Origin of the sequence: Prevotella melaninogenica (assembly GCF_003609775.1) — a bacterium.
GTDB lineage: Bacteria > Bacteroidota > Bacteroidia > Bacteroidales > Bacteroidaceae > Prevotella > Prevotella melaninogenica_A.
Window position 1 is genome coordinate 1,034,738 of sequence record NZ_AP018049.1, and the last position, 15,992, is coordinate 1,050,729.

The window sequence follows — 15,992 nt, forward strand, 5'->3', positions numbered from 1 at the left end:
ACTTTCAACACCAAACACCCAACAACCCCATGAATGAGAAAATAGAAGTCTTCGGCGCCAGAGTACATAATCTGAAGAATGTAGACATAACTATCCCACGCAACTCACTTACCGTCTTCACTGGACTATCTGGTTCAGGAAAGAGTTCACTTGCTTTCGACACTATTTTTGCCGAAGGTCAGCGTCGCTATATTGAAACCTTCTCTGCTTACGCACGCAACTTCCTTGGAAACATGGAGCGTCCTGAGGTAGATAAGATTACAGGACTATCCCCTGTCATCTCGATTGAACAGAAGACAACAAATAAAAATCCTCGCTCTACTGTCGGTACAACTACAGAGATATACGATTATCTCCGTCTACTCTTTGCTCGTGCAGGTGAAGCATACTCTTATATGAGCGGTGAAAAGATGGTGAAATACACTGAGGAGAAAGTGGTGGATATGATTATGTCTGATTATCAAGACCGCAAGATATATATTCTCTCGCCACTTGTTCGCAACCGTAAAGGTCACTATCGTGAACTCTTTGAGCAGATGCGACGCAAGGGATACTTGTATATTCGTGTCGATGGAAAGGTACAAGAGCTTACACGTGGTATGAAAGTTGACCGTTACAAGAACCATAACATCGAGGTTGTTATCGACAAGATGAAACTCGGTGGTACGGAGAATAGCACACTACGTGAGCGTTTGGCAAAGACCATTTCAACTGCAATGAAGCAGGGAGAAGGCTTAATTATGATTCTTGATAACGAACGAAATGAAGCCAAATACTTCTCTAAACGACTGATGGACCCAGTTACGGGCATTGCTTATAAAGACCCTGCGCCAAACATCTTCTCATTCAACTCACCCGAAGGAGCCTGCCCTCAGTGTAAAGGTTTGGGTGTCATCGATGAGATTGACTTGAAGAAAGTGATTCCAGATGACAAACAAGACATCCATAGTGGTGCAATAGTTCCTTTAGGAAAATACAAGAACCAGATGATTTTCTGGCAGATAGACGCTCTCTTAAAGAAGCATAATTGCGACCTTAAGACTCCTGTCAAGGATATACCTAAGGAAGCTATGGATGAGGTTTTGTATGGTTCTTTGGAGAAGTTGAAGATTGCTAAAGAACTTGTACATACCACCTCCGATTACTTTGTGTCCTTTGATGGTATCATTAAGTATCTACGTACTGTTATGGAGAACGATGACTCCTCAGCAGGAAAGAAGTGGGCAGACCAATTTATAGCCGAAGCTCAATGTCCAGAATGTCATGGTCATCGTTTGAATCGCGAGGCTTTATCGTATAAAATATGGGATAAAAACATTGCGGATCTTGCAGAAATGGACATCACCGAGCTGAAAGACTGGGTTGACCATGTTGAGGAACACATGAGCGAGAAGCAGCGTACTATCGCCGTTGAAATCATAAAAGAGATTCGTAAACGTATAAACTTTCTACTCGATGTAGGCCTTGACTACCTTGCCTTAAACCGTCAAAGTGCCACGCTATCTGGTGGTGAGAGTCAACGTATTCGACTTGCTACACAGATAGGCTCACAACTTGTCAACGTGCTATACATCCTCGACGAGCCTTCTATCGGTCTTCATCAACGCGATAACGAGCGACTCATAAACTCTCTGAAAGAGTTACGTGACATGGGAAATACGGTTATCGTTGTTGAACACGACGAAGACATGATGCGTGCTGCTGATTGGATTGTAGACATTGGACCAAAAGCTGGACGCAAAGGTGGCGAGGTTGTATTCCAAGGTAAACCCGAGGATATGCTTAAGACACACACGCTCACAGCACAATATCTGAACGGTGAACGTGCCATTGAGCTTCCTAAGGAGCGCAGAGAAGGAAATGGAAAGACCATCCAACTCACTGGTTGTAAGGGTAATAACCTAAAAGATGTGAACGTAACCTTCCCACTTGGCGAACTAATTGTAGTCACTGGCGTGTCTGGTTCTGGAAAGAGTACACTCATCAATGAGACATTACAGCCTATACTTTCACAACACTTCTATCGCTCTCTGAAACGTCCTATGCCTTACGGAAAGATTGAAGGCATTAATAACATTGATAAGGTGGTGAACGTTGACCAAAGTCCTATCGGCCGTACACCGCGCAGTAACCCTGCTACATACACGGGTGTGTTCTCTGATATCCGCCAACTCTTCGTCAATCTTCCCGAAGCTAAGATTCGTGGTTACAAGCCAGGCCGATTCTCTTTCAATGTGAAGGGAGGTCGCTGTGAGACATGTGGCGGTAATGGATACAAAACCATTGAAATGAACTTTCTACCCGATGTGATGGTACCTTGTGAGGTCTGCCATGGTAAACGATATAATCGTGAGACCTTAGAAGTACGTTTCAAGGGAAAATCAATAGCCGATGTGCTCGACATGACTGTCAATATGGCTGTAGAATTCTTTGAGAATGTACCACAGATTCTGCCAAAGATAAAAGCATTACAAGATGTAGGCTTGGGCTATATCAAGCTTGGACAAAGTTCCACTACCCTCTCTGGCGGTGAAAGTCAGCGTGTTAAGTTGGCAACCGAACTTGCAAAGCGTGACACTGGTAAGACACTTTACATCCTTGATGAGCCTACTACTGGTCTTCATTTTGAAGATATACGTATCTTGATGGACGTACTACAGAAGCTTGTTGACCGTGGCAACACCGTTATCATCATCGAACACAACCTCGATGTTATCAAACTTGCAGACTACATCATTGACATGGGACCTGAAGGTGGTCGTGGTGGTGGTCGTATGTTAGGCTGTGGAACACCAGAGGTTGTGGCAAAGAATAAGGAAAGCTATACTTCCCGCTTTCTTGCAAAAGCATTAAAATAAGATATTCCCTATTGGCAAGAGAGAAAGAGTTTTCAATTCTTTTCTTTGGATAATTGATAAATTAGTCCTAAATTTGCCAAAGTACAGTAGTAGAGGACAGCTATACAACGATACAGATTGTCCCCCCTACTTCACTATCCAGCTAAAAATTAAAACATTGTCTATATCACCTAAAATTATGGATAAAAAAGAATACTTGCGTTCATGGGCTGAAACCTACAAGAACGACCTTACAAACAACATTATGCCTTTCTGGTTGAACCATGGTTGGGACAAGGAGAATGGCGGTATATACACTTGTCTGAATCGTGATGGTTCATTGATGGACACAACCAAGTCGGTGTGGTTCCAAGGTCGATGGGCTTTCATCTGTGCTTTTGCTTACAACAATGTAGAGAAGAATCAGGAATGGCTTGAGGCATCTAAGTCTGCCATCGACTTCATTGAGAAGCATTGCTTTGACGAGGATGGACACATGTATTTTGAGGTAACAGCAGAAGGTAAACCACTGCGTAAGCGTCGCTATGTTTTCTCAGAAACATTCGCTGCCATTGCCTTTGCAGAATACTCTTTGGCTACAGGTGACAAGCATTACGCAGAAAGAGCATTGCAGGTATTCCACGATGCACAGCGTTTTCTCTCTACTCCGGGATTTCTTCCTGCTAAATATGAAGCAGGTGTAGAGATGCAGAGCCATTCTATCATTATGATTCTCATCAACGTTGGTTCACGTCTGCGTGCAGTAATTGACGACCCAACACTGACTCAGCAGATTGACGAGTCTATCTCATTGCTCCGTCGCTACTTCATGCACCCAGAGTTCAAGGCATTGCTTGAAACAGTTGGTCCAAAGGGAGAATTCATTGATACCAATGCAGCACGTACCATCAACCCTGGTCATTGTATCGAGACTGCATGGTTTATCATGGAGGAAGCTAAGTTGCGCAACTGGGATAAAGACTTACTCGACACCGCCCTTACCATCTTCGACTGGTCATGGGACTGGGGATGGGACAAGCAATATGGTGGTATCATCAACTTCTGTGACTGTCGTAACCTCCCTCCACAGGACTATTCACAAGACATGAAGTTCTGGTGGCCACAGTGCGAAACAATCATTGCCTCCCTCTATGCCTACCTTGGAACAGGCGACGAGGAGTATCTCTATCGTCATCAGCGTATTAGCGAGTGGACATACGCCCACTTCCCTGACCAAGACTACCCAGAATGGTATGGTTATCTCCATCGTGACGGAACCGTTGCACAGCCTGCAAAGGGTAATATCTTCAAGGGACCATTCCATGTTCCACGTATGATGATTAAGGGCTATATGCTTTGTCAGGAGATATTAAAGACTATGGAATAGTCTGAGATACCAAAGGATAAAATAAAAACTCCCATAACATTACCAGCAATGGTTTGTTATGGGAGTTTTTTATAATACTTATTATGACCTTTTTAGTCCATTGTCTACTGACGTATTAACGCCCAGCACACATCGTGCGGATGCTTAGCACGATATGTGCTAACGGTTAGCACCAATGGTGCGGAGTACTTAATACCTAACAACAGGTCATTAAAATGAGTATTGTTTGTTGTTAGAGAAGAGTTATACTGCCCTAAAATGGAAAGCATTAGATAGTATTAAGAATACCCTCACAGCCGTCTTCTATTAAATCAAGAGCTAAGTTAAAATCATCTGCATCACCATAATAAGGGTCAGGAACACAAGTAGCAGAAGGATGTTGAGTAAAGAAATCTGCCATTCGTACGACCTTTTCTCGTGCCGCTTCATTAGGTGCTTGAGACGTAATGTTACGATAATTATCCTCGTCCATTACGACAATCTTATCGAATAGATCAAAGTCTCTACGCGCATCAAATTGCCGAGCACGGTGGTCAACGCTATATCCACGCTGTCTTCCATGTTCACGCATCCGTTTATCAGGTAACTGTCCTACATGCCAATTACCAATTCCCGCCGAGTCAATCATATATCGGTCTGCACAGCCTCGTTCTTCAACAAGATGTTGCATCACAGCATGCGCAGCCGGAGAGCGACAAATATTGCCTAAGCAAATAAACAAAATACTCACTTTCTCATTTGTTGTCGTATCCATTTTCATCTTATTTTTGTGACAGATTCTCTACTGCCAAATAATTAATTTGATTTATACTTATAATGTAATAAAGTATGAGTTCTCTTTTAGAACAATACATCATTTATTTCATCTCACTTACTCCAAACAATTCTTTTATCTCGTTTAGATGTTCTAAAGCTACTTCCCTACCCTGATCATAAGTAGCTTGCATCATTGCTGGGTCATGTGAGAAATGTCCTATTGTTAGCTTTGCTTTTGGACGGAGCACTAAGGTATTGGGCTTCTTTTCTTCTTCACGAACGTAGGCTAACTGCTCATTATACATGATATGGCGTTGTTCCAAAGCTCTTACAACACGTGGATGACGATGTAACCACATACGCATAAGGGGCATCAGTGAGTTTGGTTCCTTCACAAAACCCTCTGGCTGAGTAAGAACAACCAAATTACGCTCATAGCCTTGCTCCTGAAAGAAGCGGAGAGGGATAGAATCTGCAATGCCACCATCCAAAAGCTTCTTACCTTCTACCGTCACAATACGAGCAGCAATAGGCATAGATGCAGAGGCACGAATATACTCTAAACAATTATCATCAACCTCCATCAATCGCTTGTACTCTGCCTTGCCAGTTCCAACGTTTGTGCATACAGCCCAAAACTCCATTGGATTCTCACGGAAGGTATCAACATCGAAGTAATCAATATGACGAGGCATATAATGGTAAGCGTATTCACCACCAAAGTAATCACCTGTTGTCAAGAGCGAACGTAGAGAAGCATAACGCCAGTCTTTTGCCAACTTTTGATTGTATCTGATTACTCGTCCTGCCTGCTTTGATTTCATATTACAACCAAAGGCAGCACCTGCAGAAACTCCTATAACGCCATCAGGCCATATATTATTTTCCATCAGAACATCCATTACGCCAGCAGAAAACAAGCCGCGCATGGCTCCTCCTTCTAATACAAGTCCTTTCTTCATAATGTTTTATCCTTTCTATACTACCTTTTTATAATAATATATTCTGATAATAAGAGGCATAAACTATACCATCGAACTAAAAAAAGATTACCATAACGGTAACACCTTACTTTTGTTTTCTATTTGCCAATGCTGCAATAGCATCAAAACTATAAACAAGTGTTCCACTGGTAAAAGTTGTTGTCTCAATCTTGAAGGAACGATATTTACGAAGACATTCAACAAAAGCCTCTGGAGTCTGAACAAAGGCTGAATCAGTTTGCTTACTGATACCTGGCTTATAACTGAATCGACCAACCTCCTCTCCATACGCATAGACACGAACAAAGTTGGTTGTATCATAACTGTTGCCTGCAAACTGCTCACCATCACCAAGAATCATGCATGCTTCTACACCTACACGTCCGAGATAACGTACACGAATGTTCATACGATTAGAAGGAGTTATCTGCGACTTCTTGTTTGGAGCACTCTGCATATTGGCTACTGCAGAATCGTTGAGATAGGTCCATGAAGAAATATACGTCCCATCACCAGACGGATTGCTATCGAGATCGACAGCCAACATTGTGTCGACCTGTGTTGTATCATAATGCCCTACTCCACGCGAAGAACAGCCAGAGCATGACATAAAAGCCACTGCAGAGATAGCCACAAAGACTAAGGGCAGCAACTTCATAGAATGTAGTTTCATCTTTAAGAAGCTAAAGGAGTTAAAAGAGTTAGAAGGAGTTAAGGCAAAATGTCCTAATCCTTGCTTTGGAAGTCAAGGGAGTTTAGTAAAAGGTATTAACCCCAACAATGGTAATTGCTACTAAACTCCTTCTAACTTCCTTAACTCCTTTAACCCTCACAAACTATTAATATTCTCCCCATGCTTTAATGTCAATGTCATCCAAACTGACATTGCAGAAAGCAGAGATAAACGCACTTGCTAATCGGCTATTCGTAATCAATGGTACATTGAGGTCGATAGCTGCACGGCGAACCTTATAACCATTGGTCAACTCACGTGGAGTAAGATCCTTTGGCATATTCACAACCATGTCTATCTTCTTTTCATGTAGAAGGTCGAGTGCCTGTGGATGCATTCCTTCATCTGAAGGCATATAAACACAAGTGTTCTCAATTCCGTTCTCTGCGAGATACTTTGATGTACCGACTGTTGCATAAAGTTCATAACCATGCTCCTTCAACATCTTTGCTGCATCAAGCATTGCTGCCTTCTGCTTTGCACCACCAGTAGAAAGAAGGATAGTCTTCTTAGGTATACGAAGACCTACTGACAGCATTGACTTCAACAAAGCTGTTGAGGTATCATCACCCAAACAACCTACCTCACCAGTAGAACTCATATCAACACCCAATACTGGGTCGGCTTTTTGCAAGCGGTTGAATGAGAACTGAGATGCCTTAATACCTACATAATCAAGGTCGAAGAGGTTCTTATTAGGCTTCTCAACAGGCGCACCGAGCATAATCTTCGTAGCCAAGTCGATGAAGTTTATCTTCAAGACCTTACTAACGAATGGGAATGAACGACTCGCACGGAGGTTACACTCAATAACGAGAATATCATTATCACGTGCCATAAACTGAATGTTGAATGGTCCGTTGATATGCAACTTCTTCGCAATCTGACGACTGATACGCTTTATACGGCGCATAGTTTCAACATAAAGTTTCTGCGGTGGGAACTGAATTGTAGCATCACCAGAGTGAACACCAGCAAACTCAATATGCTCAGAAATAGCGTATGCCAAGATCTCACCATCCTGTGCAACAGCATCCATCTCAATCTCCTTAGCATATTCAATGAACTTACTTACCACAACTGGATGGTCTACACTGACATTTGCAGCCAACTGAAGGAAGCGAGTAAGTTCGTCTTTATTTGAACAAATATTCATTGCTGCACCAGAAAGAACGTAAGATGGACGTACAAGTACTGGGAAGCCAACACGGTCAACGAACTTATCAATATCGTCCATGCTTGTCAACGCGCTCCATTCAGGCTGGTTGATACCATTCTCTGTGAGCATAGACGAGAACTTAGCACGGTCCTCAGCGTTATCAATATCCTTTGCAGAAGTACCAAGAATAGGTACATTCTCTTCATCAAGATACATCGCAAGGTTGTTAGGAATCTGTCCACCAGTAGACACTATCACACCATGTGGGTTCTCTGCATCAATGATATCCATAACACGTTCGAAGGTCAACTCATCGAAATAGAGTCGATCACACATGTCATAATCCGTTGACACAGTTTCTGGATTATAGTTGATCATGATAGAACGATAACCCTGACGGCGAATAGTATTCAATGCCTGAACACCACACCAGTCGAACTCTACAGAGCTACCAATACGATAAGCACCTGAACCAAGTACGATAACCGAGTTACGATCATTAGGGAACGTAATATCAGAAGCTACACCAGCGTATGTTACATAGAGATAATTGGTCTGTGCAGGATATTCTGCAGCGAGCGTATCAATCTGCTTAACAACAGGAAGAATACCAAAGCTCTTACGCAGACGACGAACGATTCGCATCGCTTCGTGCATGTGTTTGCATTCTTCTTCCAGTCCAACAGCACGTGCGATTTGGAAGTCTGTAAAGCCATAAACCTTTGCTGTACGCAGAAGTTCCTTATCAAGTGTGTTGATATTCTTAGTCTTCAGTTCCTCATCAATATCTATGATATGCTTGAGTTTATTAAGGAACCAACGATCAATCTTGGTCAATTCATGAATCTGATCAACTGTATATCCTTTGTGCATTGCCTTAGAAATAAGGAAAACACGCTTATCTGTAGGCTCACGCAAAGCAGCATCAAGGTCGTCAATCTGCAATTCTTTGTTTTCAACAAAGCCATGCATTCCCTGTCCAATCATACGAAGTCCCTTCTGAATAGCCTCCTCGAAGTTACGACCAATAGCCATTACCTCACCGACAGACTTCATACTTGAACCTAACTCCTTATCAACACCACGGAACTTACTGAGGTCCCAACGTGGAATCTTGCAGACTACATAGTCGAGTGCTGGCTCAAAGAAAGCAGAGGTGGTCTTTGTTACAGAGTTCTTTAACTCAAAGAGTCCGTAGCCCATACCCAACTTAGCAGCAACAAAAGCAAGAGGATAACCAGTTGCCTTGCTGGCAAGAGCAGAAGAACGTGAAAGACGAGCATTTACCTCAATAACTCGATAGTCCTCACTCTCTGGGTCAAAAGCATACTGAACATTACATTCTCCAACAATACCAATGTGGCGTACAATCTTGATAGACAGTGCACGGAGCTTATGATACTCGCTGTTAGAAAGGGTCTGAGATGGTGCAATAACGATAGACTCACCAGTATGAATACCAAGCGGGTCAAAGTTCTCCATGTTACAAACTGTGATACAGTTGTCATAACGGTCACGAACAACCTCGTATTCAATCTCCTTCCAACCCTTCAAACTCTTCTCAACCAACACCTGAGGAGAGAAGGAGAAAGCCTTCTCACAGAGTGTATTCAACTCATCCTCATTATCAGCAAAACCACTACCAAGGCCGCCCAATGCGTATGCAGCACGAACAATAACAGGATAGCCGAGGTTCTTTGCAGCCACACGTGCCTGCTCGATATCCTCACAAGCCTCACTCTTGATAGTCTTTACATCAATCTCATCAAGTCGTTCTACAAAGAGTTCACGGTCCTCAGTATCCATGATAGCCTTAACAGGAGTACCTAAAACCTTTACATTATACTTCTGAAGAACACCAGTCTTATCCAACTCAACACCACAATTCAATGCGGTTTGTCCACCAAAAGACAGTAAGATACCATCAGGACGCTCCTTTTCAATAACACGCTCAACGAAGTAAGGTTGAACAGGAAGATAGTAAATCTGGTCTGCTACACCCTCAGATGTCTGTACAGTAGCAATGTTTGGGTTAATCAAAACCGTAGAAACACCTTCCTCGCGTAATGCCTTCAACGCTTGTGAACCAGAGTAATCAAACTCACCTGCCTCACCAATCTTCAATGCGCCTGAACCAAGTATCAGGACTTTCTTTATTGACTCGTCTTTCATTATTTCAATGTTTCTACGAATTTATCAAACATAAAGTAAGTATCAACCGGACCAGAGCAAGCCTCTGGGTGGAACTGAGAGGTAAACCAAGGGTTCTCCTTGTGGCAGATACCTTCGTTACTACCATCATTCATATTGACAAAGAGTTCGTTCCAATCCTTGTCTAATGTGGATGCATCAACAGCATAACCATGATTCTGTGAGGTGATATAGCAATTGTTTGTACCCACCATACGAACAGGCTGGTTATGTCCACGATGACCATATTTCAACTTATAAATCTTTGCACCTGCAGCCTTTGAAAGCAACTGGTTACCCATACAGATACCGCAGATAGGCTTCTTACTCATGCTCATCTGCTTACGAATAATCTCAACTGCATCATTGCACATATCAGGGTCACCAGGACCATTACCAAGGAAGAGACCATCATAGTCCATACCTGTATAATCATAGTTCCAAGGTACACGGATAACCTCAACACCTCTGGTAATCAATGACCGAATAATATTTGCTTTTACTCCGCAGTCAACAAGGACAACCTTCTTTCCTGCACCCTCATTGTAACGAATAATTTCCTTTGTTGAAACACGATCAACAAAGTTTACACCCTCGTAATCAGCCTCTGGAATATTATCAGGTTCATCATCAAAGAGAATCTTACCCATCATCACACCGTGCTCACGCAGCACCTTGGTAAGCTCACGTGTATCAATACCAGTAATACCCGGTACGTGTTCACGCTTCAGCCAGTCAGCCAGACTCTCCACAGCATTCCAGTGTGAATGCTCCTCTGTATAGTCAGACACTATCAAGGCTGAGGCATAAATTTTATCACTCTCCATGAAGGTTGGAATACCACTTTCCTCAATAGTAAAAGGTGGTACACCATAGTTACCTACCAATGGGAAGGTCATTGTTAGTAGCTGCCCCGCATACGAAGGGTCAGTCAAGCTCTCTGGATAGCCCATCATAGCAGTATTGAAGACTACTTCACCAGCCACTGGGACATCGTATCCAAACGACTTTCCATGGAATTTTGTTCCGTCACTTAGGACTAAAGTTACGTTCCTCATTGCTTATAGTATTGTTGGATTGAAATTTCTTTTCATGAAAAGAAATATTTTTTATCGTGAAAAGAAAGAATTCTTTTCATGTAAATAATTCTTTTTTATCATGATGATAATATACAGACAAGCGATTATTACGCTTTTACTGTGTTCAAATGTTCACGCTCATAATAGCTCACGAAGGCCTCATTAACCAATCGCATACCACCTGGAGTTGGATAGTTTCCGGTAAAATACCAATCACCTGGGTGATTAGGTATTGCATTGTGCAATCCTTCAACACTTTGGAATACAAGTTCAACAGGTGTTGTCATTCCTTCAGGGCGCAGCATCTCAACGATCTTCTTATTAATCTCATCTACCGTAAAAGGCTTATAAACTGCACGTACAGCGTTGAAGATTGGCTCTCCCTTAGGCTTTGCCAATTCTTTCTTACAATTCTCATAGACCTCACGAAGTAAGTCTTCCATACCACGTTCACGTATCAGTTCGATTACTGCACGGAAGACACAAAACTCTTCTGGGTGTGGCATATCAATACCATAGTAATCCGGGAATCGAATCTGTGGCGCACTGGAGACAACTACTATCTTCTTAGGATGCAAGCGATCAAGAATACGAAGAATACTTTCTTTTAATGTTGTACCACGAACGATAGAGTCATCAATAATAACGAGGTTATCCTCATAAGGTTTAATACACTCGTATGTAACGTCATAAACATGAGAAGCAAGGTCGTTACGCGAGTTACCTTCAGTAATAAAAGTGCGCAACTTAATATCTTTCCACGCTACTTTCTCAGAGCGTACATCCTGATGAATAATGCGATATACTTCCTCTGAAGAAGCATTAGAACCTAAAGCAGCAATTTGTTCAACCTTCTTCTTGTCAATTTGCTCCTTAAAGCCATGTACAAGACCATAGAATGCAACCTCTGCTGTATTAGGAATATACGAGAGAACTGTATGTTCTGTATCATAGTCAACAGCCTTCAATACAGGCTCAGTCAACTGACGTCCCAAAGTCTCACGCTCTTTATAGATATCACGATCTGAACCACGTGAGAAGTAAATACGCTCGAAAGAACAAGCAGCATTCTGCTTTGGTTCAAGAATCTGTTGCAGTGAACATTCACCACGTTTATTAACAATCAGTGCCTGACCAGGTTTCAACTCCTGAATATCATCACACTCAAGATCGAATGTTGTCTGCAAAACTGGACGCTCACTTGCCAAGACAACAATCTCGTCATTCTTATAATAGAAAGCTGGACGAATTGACCATGGGTCACGGATAGAGAACATCTCGCCCGAACCAGTCAGTCCACAGATAACATATCCACCATCAAAGTGCTGCATTGTTGTCTTGAGAACATTGCTCATCTGGACATTCTCTTCAATATAATGTGTGATAGCACGTTTTTCTAAACCTAACTTCTGTGCATCCACGAAGTTACGTTCAACCTCACGATCAAGTCTGTGTCCCATCAATTCCAAAAGAATATTCGTATCACTATAGATACGTGGGCACTGTCCCTGCTCGGTTAGAATCTCAAAGACATCTTCAATATTGGTCATATTGAAGTTGCCACACATACAGAGGTTCTTCGCTTTCCAGTTATTACGACGTAAGAAAGGATGAACATAAGAAAGGCCACTCTTGCCGGTAGTTGAGTACCGAAGGTGGCCCATATAAAGGTCTCCCGCAAATGGAAGATTTGTTTTAGCAAAAGAAACATCAGACAACTGCTCCTGCGAGAGGTCCTTATAATGCTTATGAACATTGGCAAAGATCTCAGCAACAGCATTCTTACCCTCTGCACGCTCACGAAACATATATTCATTACCTGGCTCAGAATCCAGTTTCACAGAAGCCATACCAGCTCCCTCCTGACCACGGTTATGCTGTTTCTCCATCATCAGATAGAGTTTGTTCAGTGCATACATCCAGGTGCCATACTTTTCCTGATAATACTCAAGCGGCTTCAGCAATCGAATCATTGCAACACCGCAATCTTCATGAATGTTCTTTTCCATTGACAAGGTTTCTGTCTATCTTTTACTTTTAATTTAGTCTATCTCTCTCATAGGCTACCCTATTTGTAGAGTGACTTAATACCAATACTTTCGTATCTACTTCTGACTCTGCAGTCAAGGTGACTAAAGCTGCTGTTTAGGAGAAGTAAGTTTCACACTTTATCCTTAATGACTCCTAAAAATACACAACAACCCTTTACCATAAATTTAAAAAGAGAATACCTCTCACACCCTCTCTTTCTAATAGCCCCCAAGGAGCTATCCAAGACGTGGATGTCAAAGATATTCTCATTCCAATTATATTTTATCCATAGTAAGGCCATAAGAATAGCCTCCAAGGACAGTATATTACTTTCTTAATACGCTTACAAGCAACGAAGCTACTGATGTCACAATACCAATGAAAGAGAACCAGAGGGTAGTAGAGCTACCGATACCTGAGTTCTTAGCCTTTACACTGTTTGGCTGAACATAGAGGACATCATTCTGCTGAAGATAATAGTAAGGTGAGTTGAGCAAGTTTGCATCGTTAAGATTCAAACGTACGACATGCTTCTGACCTGTTGGATCTTCACGAATCAACATAATGTTATCACGCTTTCCATAAACGCCAAGATCACCAGCTTGTGCAATTGCTTCCAAAACACTCATCTTCTCTGTTGATACAGGAACAACACCTGGATGACCTACTTCACCGAGAACTGTCACATGGTAGCTGCTCATACGAACTGTTACGATAGGATTCTCTGTGCGTGCCAGATAAGGCTGAATCTTACTCTTGATAAGATCTTCACACTCAGGCTTTGTCAAGCCACTTACGTGAATCTTACCAATTACTGGGAAATTGATGAAACCTGAGTTGTCAACCAAGTAGCCCTGCAAAGAACCACCACCTGAAGCAACCTGCTTACCACTACCCAACTGATTACGCACCTGCAAATTGAAAGGAGCCGCAGCGTCTGGGTCAGTAGTGTTGACGGTAATCGTCAATTCATCTTTTGGCATGATGCGTGCATCATACAAGCCACGTGAAGCAGCAAGGCTAATAGAATCAGCGTTTTCTAAGTAAGTAAAGCCCTTACTTGAGCCACATCCCGTCATGGTCATAATCATAGCCGTAACTATGAGGGAGAAAATAATTTTTTTCATTTGAACAAATAACGTGTAGTCAACTATCAACATTAATTTTAGCAAAATAAAAACGAGCGAAAACAAAGGAACTTTCATCCTTATTTCATCGATCGAAATATATTCTTTGCAAAAATACAACTATTTTCTGATAACCGCAAACTAATACCTGTTTTTCTTTTTAGATTCTTCAACACAAAATAACGGATGCCTTGCCATATTAGGATTGTATTGAAGCTTATTAAGCATAATTCTCCCTAAAAACCATCTCCTGCCGAAAACCAAAATGAACTCATTATCTTACTAATCATGTTGTTACCAACCATCCTATTCACATATAGTCACATCATTCTTTTCTAACAAGAAATAGACATCTTCCAAAAGAGATTTTACAAGACTCTAAACCATCAACACCATTGGTGTTCATGCTTCGCACCAATGGTGCTTACCATCAGCACCACATGTGCGAAGCACTATCACCATAACAGATAACAGACAAAACAGCTTATAGATATCATTTAATGATACATATTAAACCATTAATAAAGAATATCTTATATACAATATAGAAGATAAAAGCTATCAATCAGAATACTCAAAATAATTTATTCTTATTTGATATCAGCTACCACATACTCTGATCTTGTACCAATACGGAACTTAGCTCCCCAAATGCCAATTCCTGAAGATACATAATAATGTGTATCTCCCTTCTGTAAGGGGCCGAAAGCATCCTCATAGATAAGGTCTTCTATCCAACTTACAGGCCATACCTGACCATAATGCGTATGACCAGAGATTTGAAAATCAACACCTGCCTGCTGTGCCTCCTCCAAATGATAAGGCTGATGATCCATAAGAATCGTATAATATCCCTTTGGAGCAGACTTCATCAAAGACTGTAGACTGGCACGCTTCTTATTTGTTCTATCATCACGTCCCACAACAAGAATTGAATCACCACCTTTCAAAGGAATCAAGGCATAGTCATCAATCAACAAATGAATACCTGCATCTTCATAAAACTTCTTAGCACGTGGTTCACCGCTTAAATACTCATGATTGCCCAAACAAGCATAAATAGGAGCTTTCAGACGACGGAACTCAGCTGCCATATCTTGATCTATCAGCGCACGAATACTACCATCAATAATATCACCAGCAATGAGAATAGCCTCTGGATTCTCTTCATTTACCTTATCAACCCATTTACGGAACTCATCGGTACGGTTATGATAGCCCAAATGTAAGTCCGTTAACATCACCAACCGATGCTGCTGTTGCATAGGCTTAGCCGACTGCAAAGTCATAGGTACACGCTCTTTGTGTAAATAATTGAAATATCCATAAACGAACAAACCTGTCATTATGACTACAACTGACAACGTTCCCGTCCAACTATTATAAAGAAAAGAACGAGGAACAAGATGAAGTAATCTTCCCAAGTCGAGCGCAAGGAAGAATAACAACAGATACAGCCCAATAAACACAGCAGAATTGCCAAGTTCATACAGCATCACTGCTATTGGCATTGGCTTATTATCCAAACCTAATATAAAATTAGTAAAGAAGCATACGATGCAAAGCAGCAATACTCCCACGACTATCCACTTACCAACCGCAGCAAGAGGCAAAATCTGCCACACGTGCCAACTTACATATCCACAGCCCGTTAAAAGGACCAAAAGAAAAACTATTATCCAACCAAAACCCATCTTACAATCTTTTTAA

General features: G+C 41.7%; 10 protein-coding genes. 2 read left to right on the forward strand and 8 right to left on the reverse strand.

Features of this window, described 5'->3' with window-relative positions:
• The first annotated feature begins 29 nt into the window (after positions 1-29).
• Both uvrA and PMEL_RS04250 read left to right on the forward strand, forming a co-directional pair.
• Entirely contained in the window at positions 30-2,858 is a 2,829-nt protein-coding gene (uvrA, locus tag PMEL_RS04245) for an excinuclease ABC subunit UvrA (protein WP_120174111.1), read from the forward strand.
• A 178-nt stretch (positions 2,859-3,036) separates the two neighbouring features.
• The gene (locus tag PMEL_RS04250; RefSeq protein WP_120174112.1) at positions 3,037-4,224 is read left to right on the forward strand and encodes an AGE family epimerase/isomerase; all 1,188 of its coding nucleotides are present in this window, start codon (positions 3,037-3,039) and stop codon (positions 4,222-4,224) included.
• Between the two features lie 268 nt (positions 4,225-4,492).
• Here the strand turns inward: PMEL_RS04250 and PMEL_RS04255 are convergent, their stop codons facing one another.
• The 8 genes from PMEL_RS04255 to PMEL_RS04290 all read right to left on the reverse strand — a co-directional run bounded on the left by PMEL_RS04255 (position 4,493) and on the right by PMEL_RS04290 (position 15,976).
• Positions 4,493-4,978, reverse strand: a complete 486-nt coding sequence (locus PMEL_RS04255) for a low molecular weight protein-tyrosine-phosphatase (RefSeq protein ID WP_120174113.1) — start codon at positions 4,976-4,978, stop codon at positions 4,493-4,495.
• 103 nt (positions 4,979-5,081) lie between these two features.
• Entirely contained in the window at positions 5,082-5,942 is an 861-nt protein-coding gene (locus PMEL_RS04260; protein WP_120174114.1) for a patatin family protein, read from the reverse strand.
• A gap of 106 nt (positions 5,943-6,048) precedes the next feature.
• Complete coding sequence (locus PMEL_RS04265; RefSeq protein WP_120174115.1) at positions 6,049-6,636, reverse strand: hypothetical protein; 588 nt, start codon at positions 6,634-6,636, stop codon at positions 6,049-6,051.
• Positions 6,637-6,802: 166 nt separating this feature from the next.
• Complete coding sequence (carB, locus tag PMEL_RS04270) at positions 6,803-10,027, reverse strand: carbamoyl-phosphate synthase (glutamine-hydrolyzing) large subunit (protein ID WP_120174116.1); 3,225 nt, start codon at positions 10,025-10,027, stop codon at positions 6,803-6,805.
• A complete protein-coding gene (gene carA, locus PMEL_RS04275; protein WP_120174117.1) occupies positions 10,027-11,103 on the reverse strand; it encodes a glutamine-hydrolyzing carbamoyl-phosphate synthase small subunit in 1,077 nt (358 codons plus the stop codon). Before carA ends, carB begins: the two co-directional genes overlap by 1 nt.
• Positions 11,104-11,231: 128 nt before the next feature.
• Positions 11,232-13,133 carry an amidophosphoribosyltransferase gene (locus PMEL_RS04280; RefSeq protein WP_120174118.1) on the reverse strand — a complete coding sequence of 634 codons (1,902 nt, stop codon included), beginning with the start codon at positions 13,131-13,133 and terminating at the stop codon, positions 11,232-11,234.
• Positions 13,134-13,481: 348 nt separating this feature from the next.
• The gene (locus PMEL_RS04285) at positions 13,482-14,282 is read right to left on the reverse strand and encodes a polysaccharide biosynthesis/export family protein (protein ID WP_120174631.1); all 801 of its coding nucleotides are present in this window, start codon (positions 14,280-14,282) and stop codon (positions 13,482-13,484) included.
• A gap of 590 nt (positions 14,283-14,872) precedes the next feature.
• Complete coding sequence (locus tag PMEL_RS04290) at positions 14,873-15,976, reverse strand: metallophosphoesterase (protein ID WP_120174119.1); 1,104 nt, start codon at positions 15,974-15,976, stop codon at positions 14,873-14,875.
• Between the last annotated feature and the right edge of the window lie 16 nt (positions 15,977-15,992).

Coding starts and splice junctions, on each gene's coding strand:
- uvrA (WP_120174111.1), top strand. CDS start 30: ATGAATGAGAAAATAGAAGTCTTCGGCGCCAGAGTACATAATCTGAAG.
- PMEL_RS04250 (WP_120174112.1), top strand. CDS start 3,037: ATGGATAAAAAAGAATACTTGCGTTCATGGGCTGAAACCTACAAGAAC.
- PMEL_RS04255 (WP_120174113.1), bottom strand. CDS start 4,978: ATGGATACGACAACAAATGAGAAAGTGAGTATTTTGTTTATTTGCTTA.
- PMEL_RS04260 (WP_120174114.1), bottom strand. CDS start 5,942: ATGAAGAAAGGACTTGTATTAGAAGGAGGAGCCATGCGCGGCTTGTTT.
- PMEL_RS04265 (WP_120174115.1), bottom strand. CDS start 6,636: ATGAAACTACATTCTATGAAGTTGCTGCCCTTAGTCTTTGTGGCTATC.
- carB (WP_120174116.1), bottom strand. CDS start 10,027: ATGAAAGACGAGTCAATAAAGAAAGTCCTGATACTTGGTTCAGGCGCA.
- carA (WP_120174117.1), bottom strand. CDS start 11,103: ATGAGGAACGTAACTTTAGTCCTAAGTGACGGAACAAAATTCCATGGA.
- PMEL_RS04280 (WP_120174118.1), bottom strand. CDS start 13,133: ATGGAAAAGAACATTCATGAAGATTGCGGTGTTGCAATGATTCGATTG.
- PMEL_RS04285 (WP_120174631.1), bottom strand. CDS start 14,282: ATGAAAAAAATTATTTTCTCCCTCATAGTTACGGCTATGATTATGACC.
- PMEL_RS04290 (WP_120174119.1), bottom strand. CDS start 15,976: ATGGGTTTTGGTTGGATAATAGTTTTTCTTTTGGTCCTTTTAACGGGC.